The following is a 12,709-nucleotide window of genomic DNA, read 5'->3' on the forward strand; positions in this document are numbered from 1 at the left end:
CTCGGCCACCTCTCCTTTGGCGAACCTCAGATTATGCCATGGAAATTTGACATCCGGCAATCCCGAACAACAAGTGCTTACCACCCCACCGGCCGCCGGCCATGGCCTTGTAAAAAGTCGTTGGCGGCACTGAAATGTCCGCAGCCGATGAAGGGTTGAGGCGGCCGCAAAGCCGACAGGGGCGAGGGGTGATTGGCCGTCAGCACCAGATGCCGGGGAGGAATCAGCGCCTGTTTGGCCTGCGCATGGGCGCCCCAGAGCAAAAACACCACCGGCCCGGGTTTGGCCGCCACTGCGGCAATCAGCTGGTCGGTCAGCACTTCCCAGCCCCGTCTGGCATGGCTGGCGGCCTGGCCTTCCTCCACCGTCAGGCTGGTATTGAGCAGCAAGACGCCCTGGCTGGCCCAGCGTTCCAGCGAGCCGCCGCTGTGCGCTTCCGGCGCCACCGCCGGATCTCGCGCCAGTTCCTTGAACATGTTGCGCAAGCTGGGCGGGGGTTTCACGCCGTCGGGCACCGAAAAGGCCAGCCCTTGCGCCTGCCCCGGGCCGTGATAGGGGTCCTGGCCCAGGATGACCACGCGGACATCGGCCAGCGGCGTCAGCGCCAGGGCCCGGAAAGGCTGCGGCGGGTAGATGATGGCGCCGGCCGCCAGGCGCTGCTTTATGAACGCGCCGAGTTGCTGTCCGGGCCGACTGGCCAGGAAATGGCCGACCTCGGGCGCCCAGTCGGCCGCCAACGGCCAGTCGTCCGGGTGCCAGCGTGTCAGGTGCCGGCCATGGCCGGCACCCTCCGGCAGCGGTTTGGGCACTGTTTCAAAGGCCAAATCGGCTTGCAGTCCTTGTGGCATGGGCGTCGCCAGCTATTTAATCAGTAGCATCCGGAAACAGGCCGGCCAGCGCGAGACCAGGGTCTTCGGCGCGCATGAAAGCCTCGCCGACCAGGAAAGCGTTGACTTTGGCCTCGCGCAGGCGCGCCACATCGGCCGCTGTCGTGATGCCGGACTCCGTCACCAGCAGGCGGTCGGCGGGCACTGCCTTGACCAGGCCCAAGGTGGTGTCCAGCGACACCTCGAAGGTCTGCAGGTTGCGGTTGTTGATGCCCAGCAGCGGTGTCTTGAGCTGGAGGGCGCGGTCGAGCTCGGCGCGGTCATGCACCTCCACCAGCACCGCCATGTCCAGCGACAGGGCCAGCGCCTCGAGCGCCTTCATCTGCGCGTCGTCCAGGCAGGCGGCGATCAGCAGGATGCAGTCGGCGCCCATCACGCGCGACTCGTAGACCTGGTAGGGGTCGATGATGAAATCCTTGCGCAACACCGGCAGGTCGCAGGAGGCCCGCGCCTGCTTCAGGTAGTCGATGCTGCCCTGAAAGAAGTCCTTGTCAGTGAGCACCGACAAACACGCAGCACCATGCTCCGCATAACTTTGAGCAATATCTGCCGGAATGAAGTCTGCGCGCAGCACGCCCTTGGAGGGGCTGGCCTTCTTGATTTCTGCAATCACCGCGGGCTGGCCGGCGCTGATTTTGGCACGCAGGGCGCCGACGAAATCCCGCGTCAGCACGCGCGACTCGGCGTCAAAACGCACCGCGGCCAGGGGTTTGCGCTTGATCGCCGCGGCAATCTCCTCGCGTTTGACGGCCACAATCTTGTTCAGGATATCGGACATGGTTCAGGTCGCCAGGGCTTGGGAGGTGGAAACCAGCTGTTCGAGCTTGGCCTTGGCGGCGCCGGAAGTGATGGCCTGACGGGCCAGCGCGATGCCGGCCACCATGGACTCGGCCACATTGGCCGCATACAGCGCGGCGCCGGCGTTGAGGATGACGATGTCGCGCGCCGCGCCGGGTTCGTCGTCGAGCACGCCCTTGAGCATGGCCATCGACTGCTCGGGTGCGTCCACGCGCAGCGTGCGGTTGCTGGCCATGGCCAGGCCGAAGTCCTCCGGGTGGATTTCATACTCGGTGATCTCGCCACCCTTGAGCTCGCCGACCACCGTGGCCGCGCCCAGTGACACCTCGTCCATGCCGTCCTTGCCGTAGACCACCAGCGCATGTTCCGCGCCCAGGCGCTGCAGCGCGCGCACCTGGATGCCGACCAGGTCGGGGTGAAACACACCCATCAGGATGTTGGGCGCACCGGCCGGGTTGGTCAGCGGTCCGAGGATGTTGAAGATGGTGCGCACGCCGAGTTCCTTGCGCACTGGGGCGACGTTTTTCATCGCCGGATGATGGTTGGGCGCAAACATGAAGCCGACGCCGACCTGCGCGATGCATTGGGCAATCGCCTCGGGCTTCAGGTTGATGTTGATGCCCAGGGCTTCGAGCACGTCAGCGCTGCCGGACTTGCTGCTGACGCTGCGCCCGCCATGTTTGCTGACCTTGGCGCCAGCGGCCGCCGCGACAAACATCGAGCAGGTCGAGATGTTGAAGGTGTGCGAGCCGTCGCCGCCGGTGCCGACGATGTCCACCAGGTGCGTCTTGTCGGCCACGTGGACCTTGGTGGAAAACTCGCGCATCACCTGGGCGGCGGCAGTGATCTCGCCGATGGTTTCCTTCTTGACGCGCAGGCCGGTGATCAGCGCGGCCATCATGACCGGGGACATTTCCCCGCTCATGATCATGCGCATGACGTGCAGCATCTCGTCATGGAAAATTTCGCGGTGTTCGATGGTGCGCTGCAGCGCTTCCTGGGGCGTGATTTTGTTGCTCATGGGCATGGTCGTGCTCTGGTCTTGTCTCTGGAGTTAGTGGGAAGGATTGTCGGTCAGGGCCAGCTTGATGCCAAATCCAACGAACATGGCGCCGGCCACCCGGTCTAACCAGCGCAGCCCGCGCTGCAAGGCCCCCGCGCGACGCGCCAGCCAGCTGGCGGCCAGCGCCCAGCCGATGTTGACCCACAGCCCGTTGAAGTTGAACAGCAGGCCCAGCAGCAAAAACGCCAGGGGCTTGTTGTCCACACCGGGGGCAATGAACTGCGGTACAAACGCCAGGAAAAACAGCGCCACCTTGGGGTTCAGCACGTTCGTCCAGAAACCCTGAAAAAATATGCTTTTCAGGCCTCCAGCCCTTACCGGCCTGGCGTCAGCAGCTTCTGAATTAATAGCAAATTCGGCACCCCGGCTGGTCAGCAGACGCAAGCCGACATACACCAGGTAGGCGGCGCCGGCCCACTTGAGCACGGCAAAAGCCGTGGCCGAGGCGGCCAGCAAGGCGCTGAGGCCGAGTGCCGATGCGAGGATGTGCACAAAACAGCCGGCGGTGATGCCCAGCGCCGCCACCATGCCGGCGCGCGCGCCGCGGCGCAGGGCATGGGTCACGATGTAGAGCACATCCGGGCCGGGCGTCAGGTTCAGCAACACCCCGGCAGCCATGAACAGCAGCAATTGTCCGGTTGCCATGGATGGGCCCTAGTCCTTGAAGAAACCGCAAATCGCCGCGATCGCGCGGTCCACGCCCGCCGCATCCACGTCGAGGTGGGTGACAAAACGCAGGCGGTACAGGCCGGTGGCCTGAATGCCTTCACTCGCAAGGTGGCGCAGCAAGGCCTCGGACTGGTCGCGGGCGCTGCCCACCAGGTCCACAAACAGGATGTTGGTCTGCGGCGCCTCAACCTGCAGGCCAGGCAGGCCAGCCAGGCCCTCGGCCAGCCGTTTGGCCAGCGCATGGTCGTCGGCCAGGCGGGTGATGTGGTGGTCCAGCGCATACGAGGCCGCGGCCGCCAGCCCGCCGGCCTGCCGCATGGCGCCGCCGGCCATCTTGCGAATGCGCCGGGCACGGGCGATGAATTCGGCCGAACCGCACAGCGCCGAGCCCACCGGCGCGCCCAGGCCCTTGCTGAAACAAACGGACACCGAATCGAAGCAGCCGGCGATGCGCCGCGCTTCAAGAATGACGCCCCCACGCTCCCCCACTGCGTGTGGGTCGCTGCCCCCCGAGGGGGCTGCCCCGCCTTGGGGCGGCCCGGCGGCGGGGCGGCGCTGTGCCGCCTGCGCCACCGCCGCATTGAACAGCCGCGCCCCGTCCAGGTGCCGGGCCAGCCCCTGGCGGCGCGCCAGGTCGGTCGCCTGTTCGATGTAAGCCATGGGCAGCAGCTTGCCGCCCAGCGTGTTTTCCAGCGCCAGCAGGCGGCTGCGCGCGAAATGCGGGTCGTCCGGCTTGACCGCCGCTTCGATGTCGGCCAGGGCCAGCGTGCCGTCGGCCTGATGGTTCAGCGGCTGCGGCTGCACACTGCCCAGCACCGCCGCGCCGCCGCCTTCCCAGCGGTAGCAATGCTGCATCTGGCCGACGATGTATTCGTCGCCGCGTTGGCAGTGGGCCAGAATCGCGCACAGGTTGCTCTGGGTGCCGGTGGGCACAAACAGCGCCGCCTCGAAGCCCAGCATCGCCGCGATCTTGTCCTGCAGCGCGTTCACGCTCGGGTCGTCGCCGAACACGTCGTCCCCCAGCGGCGCGCGCGCCATCTCGTCACGCATGCCTTCGGTGGGCTGCGTCACGGTGTCGCTTCTCAGGTCAACTTTTTTCGTCATTTATGCCCTCAGCCCTTATGGAATATGCGCAAGCAGCTACGCTTTTAATAGCAAACCGAGCCACGGCTAAACGCACTGCTCAAGGAAGTTCTTCAACATCGCATGGCCGTGTTCGGTCAGTATCGACTCAGGGTGGAACTGCACGCCCTGGATCGCGAGTTCCTTGTGGCGCACGCCCATGATCTCGCCGTCATCGGTCCAGGCGGTGATGGCCAGCACCTCGGGGCAGGTCGCCCTGTCGATCGCCAGCGAGTGGTAGCGGTTCACAGTGAACTGCGCCGGCAAACCGGCAAACACGCCTTCTTGCGTGGTGCTGATCACGCTGGTCTTGCCGTGCATCAGCTGCTGCGCACGCACGATCTTGCCGCCAAAGGCCGCGCCCACCGCCTGGTGGCCCAGGCAGACGCCCAGGATCGGGAGCTTGCCGGCGAAGTGTTGAATGGCCGCCACCGAAATGCCGGCTTCCGCCGGTGAACACGGACCGGGCGAGATCACCAGCCGGTCCGGCGCACGTTCGGCGATGCCTTCCAGCGTGATTTCATCGTTGCGGAAGACCTCGACCTCGGCGCCGAGTTCGCCGAAATACTGGGCGATGTTGTAGGTGAAGGAGTCGTAGTTGTCGATCATCAAGAGTTTCATACGGCCCCCACGCTTTTCACTTCGTGTAATACGCTGCCCCCCGGGGGGGCCGCATTTTGCCTTGGGGCGGCCCGGCGGCAAAACATCTCTATTTGTACAAACATGGTGGTTTACTCCAGGCCTTCTTCGACCAGTTCCGACGCACGCAGCAGCGCGCGCGCCTTGGCCTCGGTCTCTTTCCATTCGAGCTCGGCCACCGAATCGGCCACCACGCCCGCCGCCGCCTGCACGTAGAGCATCTGGTCCTTGATGACGCCGGTGCGGATCGCAATCGCCACATCCATGTCGCCGGCATAACTGAGGTAGCCGCAGGCGCCGCCGTACAGGCCGCGTTTGGTCGGCTCGAGCTGGTCGATGAGTTCCATCGCATGCACCTTGGGCGCGCCGGTCAGCGTGCCGGCCGGAAAAGTCGCCTTGAGCACGTCCATGCTGGTCATGCCGTCGAGCAACACGCCCTCGACATTGCTGACGATGTGCATGACGTGGCTGTAGCGCTCCACCGAAAACGCCTCGGTGACCTTGACCGTGCCGGTTTTGGCGATGCGGCCGATGTCGTTGCGCGCCAGGTCGATCAGCATCACGTGTTCGGCACGCTCTTTCGGGTCGTTGATCAGTTCCTGCTCGACAGCCTTGTCAGCCTCGGGCGACGCAGCGCGCGGGCGCGTGCCGGCCAGCGGCCGGATGGTGATCTTTTGGCCTGCTTCCGTTTTCTCCTGGCGCACCAGAATTTCCGGCGAGGCGCCGACCACATGGAAGTCGCCGAAGTTGTAGTAATACATGTAGGGGCTGGGGTTCAGCGAACGCAGCGCGCGGTACAGCGACAGGGGCGACTCGGTGTAACGCTTCTTGATGCGCTGGCCCACCTGCACCTGCATGAAGTCACCAGCCTCGATCAGCCGCTTGGCACGCTCAACGGCGGCCAGGTAATCGGCCTTGGCAAAGTCGCGTTCGGCCGGGTAACCCTGGGTGGGCTTGACCACCGGCGCGCTGACGGAATACTTGAGCTGCTCTTTCAGTTCGCGCACGCGCTTTTTGGCGTTGGCGTAAGCCTCGGGCAGGGCCGGGTCGGCGTAAACGATCAGGTAGAGCTTGCCCGAAAGGTTGTCGATCACCGCCAGCTCTTCGCACTGAAGCAGCAGGATGTCGGGGCAGCCCAGGGTATCGGGCGGGCAGGAAGCCTCGAGCTTCTTCTCGATGTAACGCACCGTGTCGTAACCAAAATAACCGGCCAGCCCACCGCAAAACCGCGGCAGGCCCGGCCGCAGCGCGACCTTGAAACGCTTCTGGTAGTCGCTGATGAAATCCAGCGGGTTGGCTTTGGAGGTTTCGATCACCTGGCCGTCCCGCACCACCTCGGTCAGCACGTCGGCGCCAAAACCGCTCGCGCGCACCAGCGTGCGCGCCGGCAGGCCGATGAAGCTGTAGCGGCCAAAACGCTCGCCACCGACGACCGATTCGAGCAGAAAGCTGAATTTGCCGCCGTCCCTGGAATGCGCCAGCTTGAGGTACAGGGAGAGCGGGGTTTCGAGGTCGGCAAACGCCTCCGCCATCAGCGGAATGCGGTTGTAGCCCTGCTGCGCAAGGCTTTTGAATTCAAGTTCTGTGATCACGGCAAGTTCCTTCACCGGTGGGCCCACGCGCGCGGGCGTGGCCACCTCCATTCAGTACACCCCGGCAACCGGGGCAAGGATGCTCGTTGCAGGAGGGCAAGAGCGCATCAAAACAGGCTTGCATGACTGCGAGGCCGAGGCCTCAGCATGCGAGAGCTGTCAGGCCCGCCAGGGCCAGGCTCCCCGGTAGCTGCTACCTGTCTGAATGATGCGATGAATGAACATGGAAGGCCGAGTGTAGCAAAGCCGGATGGACAGAGAGGCCCTCGCCTTCCCTCCAGCAAGCGCAGGAAACCGAAGTTCCCCCGAAAGCCCGACCCAAAGAACGGCAGAAAAGTCAGGTGCCTTGAAAGCCTCGGGCAGATGTAACTGGTAGTAACACTCATCTCGCAAACCCTCTTGCGGGTGCCCAGGTGCCGGAACAGAATAACTTCATTAACGAACGACCGTTCTTTTTTTAAGGAGACCTCTTATGACCTGGATGAAACCATGCGTGGCGGGCGCCGTGTCGCTGTTGCTGGCCTTCAGCGCAGCGGCAGCCACCGTGGAGGTGGGCGGCGTCAAGCTGGACGAGCAGATTGACATGCGCGGCAGCAAGCTGGTGCTCAACGGCGCAGGCGTGCGTTACAAGGCCGTCTTCAAGGTGTACACGGCCGGCCTGTACCTCGGCAAAAAAGCCGCTACCCCGGAAGAGGTGCTGGCCGCCCCCGGCGCCAAGCGCCTGCAGATCACCATGCTGCGCGAGATCGATTCCAACGAACTCGGCAAGCTCTTCACGCGGGGGGTGCAGGACAACGCGCCCAAGGCCGAAATGTCCAAGCTGATCCCCGGCCTGATCAAGATGGCCCAGATTTTCTCGGACCAGAAAAAACTGGTCGCCGGCGACGTTTTCATGATTGACTGGGTGCCAGGCACCGGCACCGTGATCACCGTCAAGGGCGTGCCGCAAGGCGAGCCCTTCAAGGAACCGGAATTTTTCAACGCCTTGATGCGTATCTGGCTCGGTCCCGTGCCCGCCGACTGGAAACTCAAGGACGCCCTGCTGGGCAAACCCGCCTGAGCGCCGTATCGGCCGTGATTTTTAACGGGGCGCAAGCCCCGTTTTTGTTTGCAGGGCGGCCAGGTCCAGCGCCGCCAGGGTGTCGACAAAGCCGTCGGCGTCCACACCGCGCACCGGCTCGCCGTGGTTGTAGCCGTAAGTCACCAGCAGCACCGGGCAACCCGCCGCCCGCGCCGCCTGGGCATCGTTGCTGGAGTCCCCAATCATCACGGTCCGTGCCGGTGTGCTTCCCAGCGCCTCGCAGGTCTTGCGCAGCGGCAGGGGGTCGGGTTTTTTCCGCTCGAAAGAATCGCCGCCGAACACCCGACTGAAGAAACCGTCCAGGCCCTTGGCCTTGAGCAGAGGCAGGGCAAACGCGGTCGGCTTGTTGGTCAGGCAGGCCAGCTTCAGGCCCTGGCGCTGCAGCAGTTGCAACCCCTGGACCACGCCCGGGTAGACGCTGGCATGCTGGCCGTTGATGGCCAGGTAATGGCGCTGGTAACTGGCCCAGGCAACCGGAAGCAGCCGTTCCACTGCTTCTTTATTGATAGCTGTTGGCGCCCGTCCATCATGGGCTACAGGGCTATTCAGCACATGATCCAGGACAGAGTGAATCAAATGCTCCGAGCCTTTGCCCACCCGCGCCCCGACCACGGATCGGTCGACTGGCGACAAGGACAGGTCGGCCAGCATCCGGTTCAGGGCAACCACAAAATCACCGAGGGTATCGACCAGGGTGCCGTCCAGATCGACGATCGCTGCATCAAACAGGCTGTGGTTCATGGACACCGGGCTCGTTTCCCTGCCGATCAAACCACCGCGCCGAACAGTGCGCCCACGCCTGCCGTGATCGCCATCGCGAGTGCGCCCCAGAAGGTGACGCGCCATGCACTGGCCAGAACGCCGGCGCCACCGACGCGGGCGGCCACCACACCCAGGAGGGCGAGAAACACCAGTGAACTGGTGGAAACCCAGACGATGAGGCCTTGTGCGGGAGCCAGGGCGGTCACGGCCAGCGGCAACACCGCGCCAACCGCAAAACTTGCCGCCGAGGCCAACGCGGCCTGCACCGGCCGCGCACTGAGCGCCTCTGAAATGCCGAGTTCGTCCCGGGCATGGGCAGCCAGCGCGTCGTGCGCGGTCAACGCCAGCGCCACCTGCTGCGCCAGCCCGGGCGCCAGCCCGCGCGCAACATAAATGGCCGTCAGCTCGCGCTGCTCCGCGGCGGGATCGAGCGCCAGCTCGGCACGTTCACGTTCGAGGTCCGCCTTTTCGGTGTCAGCCTGCGAGTGAACAGAGACATACTCCCCTGCGGCCATCGACATCGCCCCGGCCACCAGCCCGGCGACCCCGGCCACAAGAATGCTGCCCTGGCTTGACTGCGCGGCGGCGACGCCGACCACCAGGCTGGCGGTGGACACAATGCCATCGTTGGCCCCGAGCACAGCTGCACGCAGCCAGCCGATCCGATCGGTACGATGACGTTCAATATGGCGCGAGAATTTCATGGGTGGGTGGAACCTGAGTGAAGGGTGGAAAGGACAGCGCAGCGCAGACCGGGATCATGTGCCGGTTCAGCGCCGGCCACGGGCCGCCCGCCGGCCGTCGATGGCCTGACGCAAGCTGGCCAGCAGGCGTTGCTCGTCAATCGGCTTTTCAAGCCAGGCCGACACGGCCAGGGTGTTGCCGGCATGGAGCCGGGCTTCCGCCGCGGTCACGGACAGAACCAGAACCGGCAGGTCCGCGGTGCGTTTTTCCTGGCGCAGTGAACGGATCAGGTCCAGCCCGTTTTCGTAGGGAAGCTGAACGTCCACGGTCATCGCGGCATAGGACTCCATTTTGAGGTAGTCACGCGCCTGCGCCGCCGTGTGGGCGATGTCGGCATCGAAGCCGGCCTTGTCCAGCATCATGCCGATCAGCCGGGCGACATCCGGGTCATCTTCACACACCAGGATACGCGGCCGGTTGATGCCGTCAAGACTCATGGGCGCTGTCACCGGTGGCGCCTCGCGCCACTCCGGCAGTTCGAAATAGAAGGTGGTTCCCACATCGACCTTGGAGGTGAAGCCCAGGCTTCCTTCCATCCGCTCCACAATCGCTTTTGAAATGGCCAGCCCGAGACCGGTTCCGCCCTTCTGGCGTGTGTCGGAAGAATCGGCTTGTGAAAATTTCTGGAAAATGCGCTGGCGGAATTCTTCGGGGATACCGGGCCCGGTGTCACTGACCTCGACACGCAGGCGGCCGGCGTGCCGGCCCAGCATCACCAGCACGGTGCCTTGCGCGGGAGAAAACTTGATGGCATTGGACAGCAGGTTGGTCATCACCTGGAGTAAGCGGTCGCTGTCTACCAGGGCCTTCAGGGGCTGTCTGGGCGCATGCAGGGCCAGCTTGACCTGGTGCTGCGCGGCAAATCCTTCGTTGTCCGCCAGCGTCCGCTGCAGCAGAGGCAGCAGTTCCAGCGGCTGCAGCTCGAACTGCATCTTGCCGGACTCGATTTTTTCACTGTCGAGGATGTCGTTGATCAGGCGGATCAACCGCTCACAATTGTTTTTGGCGATTTCCACAAGGCTTTTGGCCCGTTCCGGCAGCGCGCCCGCCACGCCGCCCGAGACCAGCCCCAGCGAGCCGCGTATCGAAGTCAGGGGGGTGCGCAGTTCATGGCTCACGATGGAGACAAACTCGCTTTTCATGCGGTCGATGCGCTTGAGCTCGGTGACATCGGTACCCAGCGAGAAAAATCCGATGACCTTGTCCTCCTCGTCGCCCTCGCCGTAGCGCGGGAAATAACTCATCACGTATTCGCGCCGCTCGCCGCTGGCCGTGACCTGCTCCCGCTCGTAACGCACCGCATAGCCGGACAGCGCCTCCTGCACATGGCGGCTGATCTGCTTGTAAAACTCGGGGCCGGTGATTTCAAGCAGGGTTCTGCCGTCGATTTTTTCCCGCGGCAGGCCAAAAACCTCTTCATAGGCCTTGTTGTGAAACTGGAAACGCGTGTCGCTGTCCACATAGGCCATCAGGGCCGGGACGTTGTCGGTGAGCTGGCGCAACTGCTCCTCGCTGTCGCGCAAGTTCTGGGCAATCCGCTTGCTTTCGGTGACGTCACGAATGATGGCCGTGAACAAGCGCCGCCCGCTGACGTTGACGTCGCCAAAGGACACGTTGACCGGAAACTCGGTGCCGTCACGGCGCTGGCCCACGACCTGCGTGTCGGACTCCCTGAAGCCCCGGGGCCGGTCCGCCAGCGACGCGAAGAAGGCCGTGAAGCCCATCTGGTAACGCACAGGCAGCAGCCTGGCCACCGGTTGCCCCATCAGCTCGTCGAGTCGGTAGCCGAAGAGGTGCCGGGCAGCGCTGTTGGCGTGGACGACCAGGCCATCTCCGGTGGCGGTCACCACCCCTTCTGCCATGCTCTCGGTGATGGCGCGGCTCATGGCTTCGCTGTCGGCAAGCTCGGCCTGGATGCGGCGGTTCTTGGCCTGCGCGCGAATCACGGCCCGAAGGGTCCAGCCGAGCAGCCCAAGCGTGAGCAGGCCGCTCAACAGAATCAGCAGGCGGACCGTCTGCGCCGTCCGTCGGGTGTTTTTTTCGGAGCGATCCAGAGTCTGCGCCTGGGTGCTCTTGAGCCGGCCGGCGAGCCCCTCAATGTCGTTGTGAAGCTGGCGGTTCCCGTCGCTGCCGACCAGCGCGGTTGCAGCCTCCAGCCCCGCCTGTTGCCGGGTGCTGACGGTCTCTTCCATGAAATCCAGTCGTCGGGCGACCAGACCCTGCAGGGTACGCAGGTCCGCCAGGCGCTCGTCCGCCACCGGCAGGCCGCCGACGCCCAGCAGCGCCTGCTGCAAGTCCGCCCTGGCCTTCCGGTAGGCCGTCAGGTCCTGGTCGACGTTGGTCAGAAGGTAGCGCCGTTGCAGGGACTCTGTGGTCTTGAACTGCGACACCAGCTGCTCCAGCAGGACCACCGTCACCTGGATTTTTTCCTCGCCTTTCTCGTCCTCAAGCAGCGAATGGATGGTGATGTAGGACGTGGCTGTGCTCAGGGCCATCAGGAGCAGGCCCAAGCCCAGGGCGATGGTGATGTTGGTGCGAAAGGGCAGCTTCATGGCGGGGCCTTGTGCGGGGGCTGGGTGCGGGATCGGTGCCCGGCGGGCTTTTCCCGAACTGCCTGTACGCACGATACACCAGCGGACCCTGCACGCTTGCCTGCGGCCGGACGCAGCCTGCCGGTCATGGCGCGGCAACCTCGGGCAAGCCGGACTCGAGCGCCGCCATCAATTCGCCCAGCGAGGCTTCCAGCCGTTCCAGCAAGGTATCCAGCGCGGCGCGCGGCGCTTCCCCGTGCAGGGCCTGCTCCAGCGCCTGCGCATGGTCAGGCACCTGCGTGGCGCCGATCTGCCCGGACAGGCCGCGCAGGGAGTGGGCCAGCAGTTCCGCTGCTTTGGTGTCGCCCGCGTCCAGCGCCTCCCGGATGCGCCGGGGGGTGTCTCTGCGCCCTTCCAGAAAACGCCCCAGCATGGAGAGATAAAGCGTTTTCACGCCCATCGCCCGGCGCAGTCCGAGGGCCAGATCCAGCCCGGCGATGGCGGTCGGCCAGACATCGGCCTGCGGGTCGCCGGCCACTGCCGTTTCCAGCCGTGCCAGCGCCTTGCGCAACTCGCTCACGGCCTCGGCCTTTTGCGTTGTGGTCAGACGCCCCGCATCGAGCTCCAGACGCAAGCCGGGCCCGTCAAAGCGGATGACCCCGGGATCGCCGGGCATGCCGGTGTTTTCCCCGCGGACCACATACACCGGGATGGGTTGGGCAAAGCCCTTGGCGAGGATGGCGTCCCGCGCGTCGGCCTGCACCTGGCCCTGCACCAGGGCATGGGTCTCGCTGGAAATCAGGATTTCGCCGGGCTCGGCG

Annotated in this window: 12 protein-coding genes; 1 reads left to right on the forward strand and 11 read right to left on the reverse strand. The window is 64.8% G+C overall.

The window, feature by feature from the left end; translation table 11 throughout:
* Positions 1–77 precede the first annotated feature (77 nt).
* From PSV33_RS12360 to trpE, 7 genes are all read right to left on the reverse strand, one after another.
* Positions 78–848 (reverse strand): uracil-DNA glycosylase, encoded by a 771-nt coding sequence (locus PSV33_RS12360; RefSeq protein ID WP_300562227.1) that lies wholly within the window; start codon positions 846–848, stop codon positions 78–80.
* A gap of 16 nt (positions 849–864) precedes the next feature.
* Entirely contained in the window at positions 865–1,665 is an 801-nt protein-coding gene (gene trpC / locus PSV33_RS12365; protein ID WP_300562230.1) for an indole-3-glycerol phosphate synthase TrpC, read from the reverse strand.
* A gap of 3 nt (positions 1,666–1,668) precedes the next feature.
* A complete protein-coding gene (trpD, locus tag PSV33_RS12370; RefSeq protein ID WP_300562233.1) occupies positions 1,669–2,712 on the reverse strand; it encodes an anthranilate phosphoribosyltransferase in 1,044 nt (347 codons plus the stop codon).
* A gap of 27 nt (positions 2,713–2,739) precedes the next feature.
* A complete protein-coding gene (locus PSV33_RS12375; protein ID WP_300562235.1) occupies positions 2,740–3,393 on the reverse strand; it encodes a LysE family translocator in 654 nt (217 codons plus the stop codon).
* 9 nt (positions 3,394–3,402) lie between these two features.
* On the reverse strand, positions 3,403–4,521 hold the full coding sequence (locus tag PSV33_RS12380; RefSeq protein WP_300562237.1) for a GntG family PLP-dependent aldolase: 1,119 nt from the start codon (positions 4,519–4,521) through the stop codon (positions 3,403–3,405).
* Between the two features lie 66 nt (positions 4,522–4,587).
* Positions 4,588–5,160, reverse strand: coding sequence for an aminodeoxychorismate/anthranilate synthase component II (locus tag PSV33_RS12385; protein WP_300562239.1), 573 nt, complete (start codon positions 5,158–5,160; stop codon positions 4,588–4,590).
* 110 nt (positions 5,161–5,270) lie between these two features.
* Positions 5,271–6,770 carry an anthranilate synthase component I gene (gene trpE / locus PSV33_RS12390; protein ID WP_300562240.1) on the reverse strand — a complete coding sequence of 500 codons (1,500 nt, stop codon included), beginning with the start codon at positions 6,768–6,770 and terminating at the stop codon, positions 5,271–5,273.
* Between the two features lie 472 nt (positions 6,771–7,242).
* On the opposite strand from trpE, the gene PSV33_RS12395 reads away from it, so the two are divergent.
* Complete coding sequence (locus PSV33_RS12395; RefSeq protein ID WP_300562241.1) at positions 7,243–7,830, forward strand: chalcone isomerase family protein; 588 nt, start codon at positions 7,243–7,245, stop codon at positions 7,828–7,830.
* A gap of 21 nt (positions 7,831–7,851) precedes the next feature.
* Here the strand turns inward: PSV33_RS12395 and gph are convergent, their stop codons facing one another.
* The 4 genes from gph to PSV33_RS12415 all read right to left on the reverse strand — a co-directional run.
* Entirely contained in the window at positions 7,852–8,592 is a 741-nt protein-coding gene (gene gph / locus PSV33_RS12400) for a phosphoglycolate phosphatase (RefSeq protein WP_300562243.1), read from the reverse strand.
* 26 nt (positions 8,593–8,618) lie between these two features.
* Positions 8,619–9,317 (reverse strand): VIT family protein, encoded by a 699-nt coding sequence (locus PSV33_RS12405; RefSeq protein ID WP_300562245.1) that lies wholly within the window; start codon positions 9,315–9,317, stop codon positions 8,619–8,621.
* Positions 9,318–9,383: 66 nt separating this feature from the next.
* Positions 9,384–11,909 (reverse strand): PAS domain S-box protein, encoded by a 2,526-nt coding sequence (locus PSV33_RS12410; RefSeq protein ID WP_300562246.1) that lies wholly within the window; start codon positions 11,907–11,909, stop codon positions 9,384–9,386.
* A gap of 124 nt (positions 11,910–12,033) precedes the next feature.
* A partial coding sequence (locus PSV33_RS12415) for an Hpt domain-containing protein (protein WP_300562248.1) occupies positions 12,034–12,709 on the reverse strand: 676 nt, incomplete at its 5' end.

Origin of the sequence: Polaromonas sp., assembly GCF_029945895.1 — a bacterium.
GTDB lineage: Bacteria > Pseudomonadota > Gammaproteobacteria > Burkholderiales > Burkholderiaceae_C > Polaromonas.

Bases quoted from the DNA above. Each gene is read 5' to 3' on its own strand.
- PSV33_RS12385 (WP_300562239.1), bottom strand. From the start codon at position 5,160: ATGAAACTCTTGATGATCGACAACTACGACTCCTTCACCTACAACATC.
- trpC (WP_300562230.1), bottom strand. From the start codon at position 1,665: ATGTCCGATATCCTGAACAAGATTGTGGCCGTCAAACGCGAGGAGATT.
- PSV33_RS12375 (WP_300562235.1), bottom strand. From the start codon at position 3,393: ATGGCAACCGGACAATTGCTGCTGTTCATGGCTGCCGGGGTGTTGCTG.
- gph (WP_300562243.1), bottom strand. From the start codon at position 8,592: ATGAACCACAGCCTGTTTGATGCAGCGATCGTCGATCTGGACGGCACC.
- PSV33_RS12405 (WP_300562245.1), bottom strand. From the start codon at position 9,317: ATGAAATTCTCGCGCCATATTGAACGTCATCGTACCGATCGGATCGGC.
- PSV33_RS12410 (WP_300562246.1), bottom strand. From the start codon at position 11,909: ATGAAGCTGCCCTTTCGCACCAACATCACCATCGCCCTGGGCTTGGGC.
- PSV33_RS12360 (WP_300562227.1), bottom strand. From the start codon at position 848: ATGCCACAAGGACTGCAAGCCGATTTGGCCTTTGAAACAGTGCCCAAA.
- PSV33_RS12395 (WP_300562241.1), top strand. From the start codon at position 7,243: ATGACCTGGATGAAACCATGCGTGGCGGGCGCCGTGTCGCTGTTGCTG.
- PSV33_RS12380 (WP_300562237.1), bottom strand. From the start codon at position 4,521: ATGACGAAAAAAGTTGACCTGAGAAGCGACACCGTGACGCAGCCCACC.
- trpD (WP_300562233.1), bottom strand. From the start codon at position 2,712: ATGCCCATGAGCAACAAAATCACGCCCCAGGAAGCGCTGCAGCGCACC.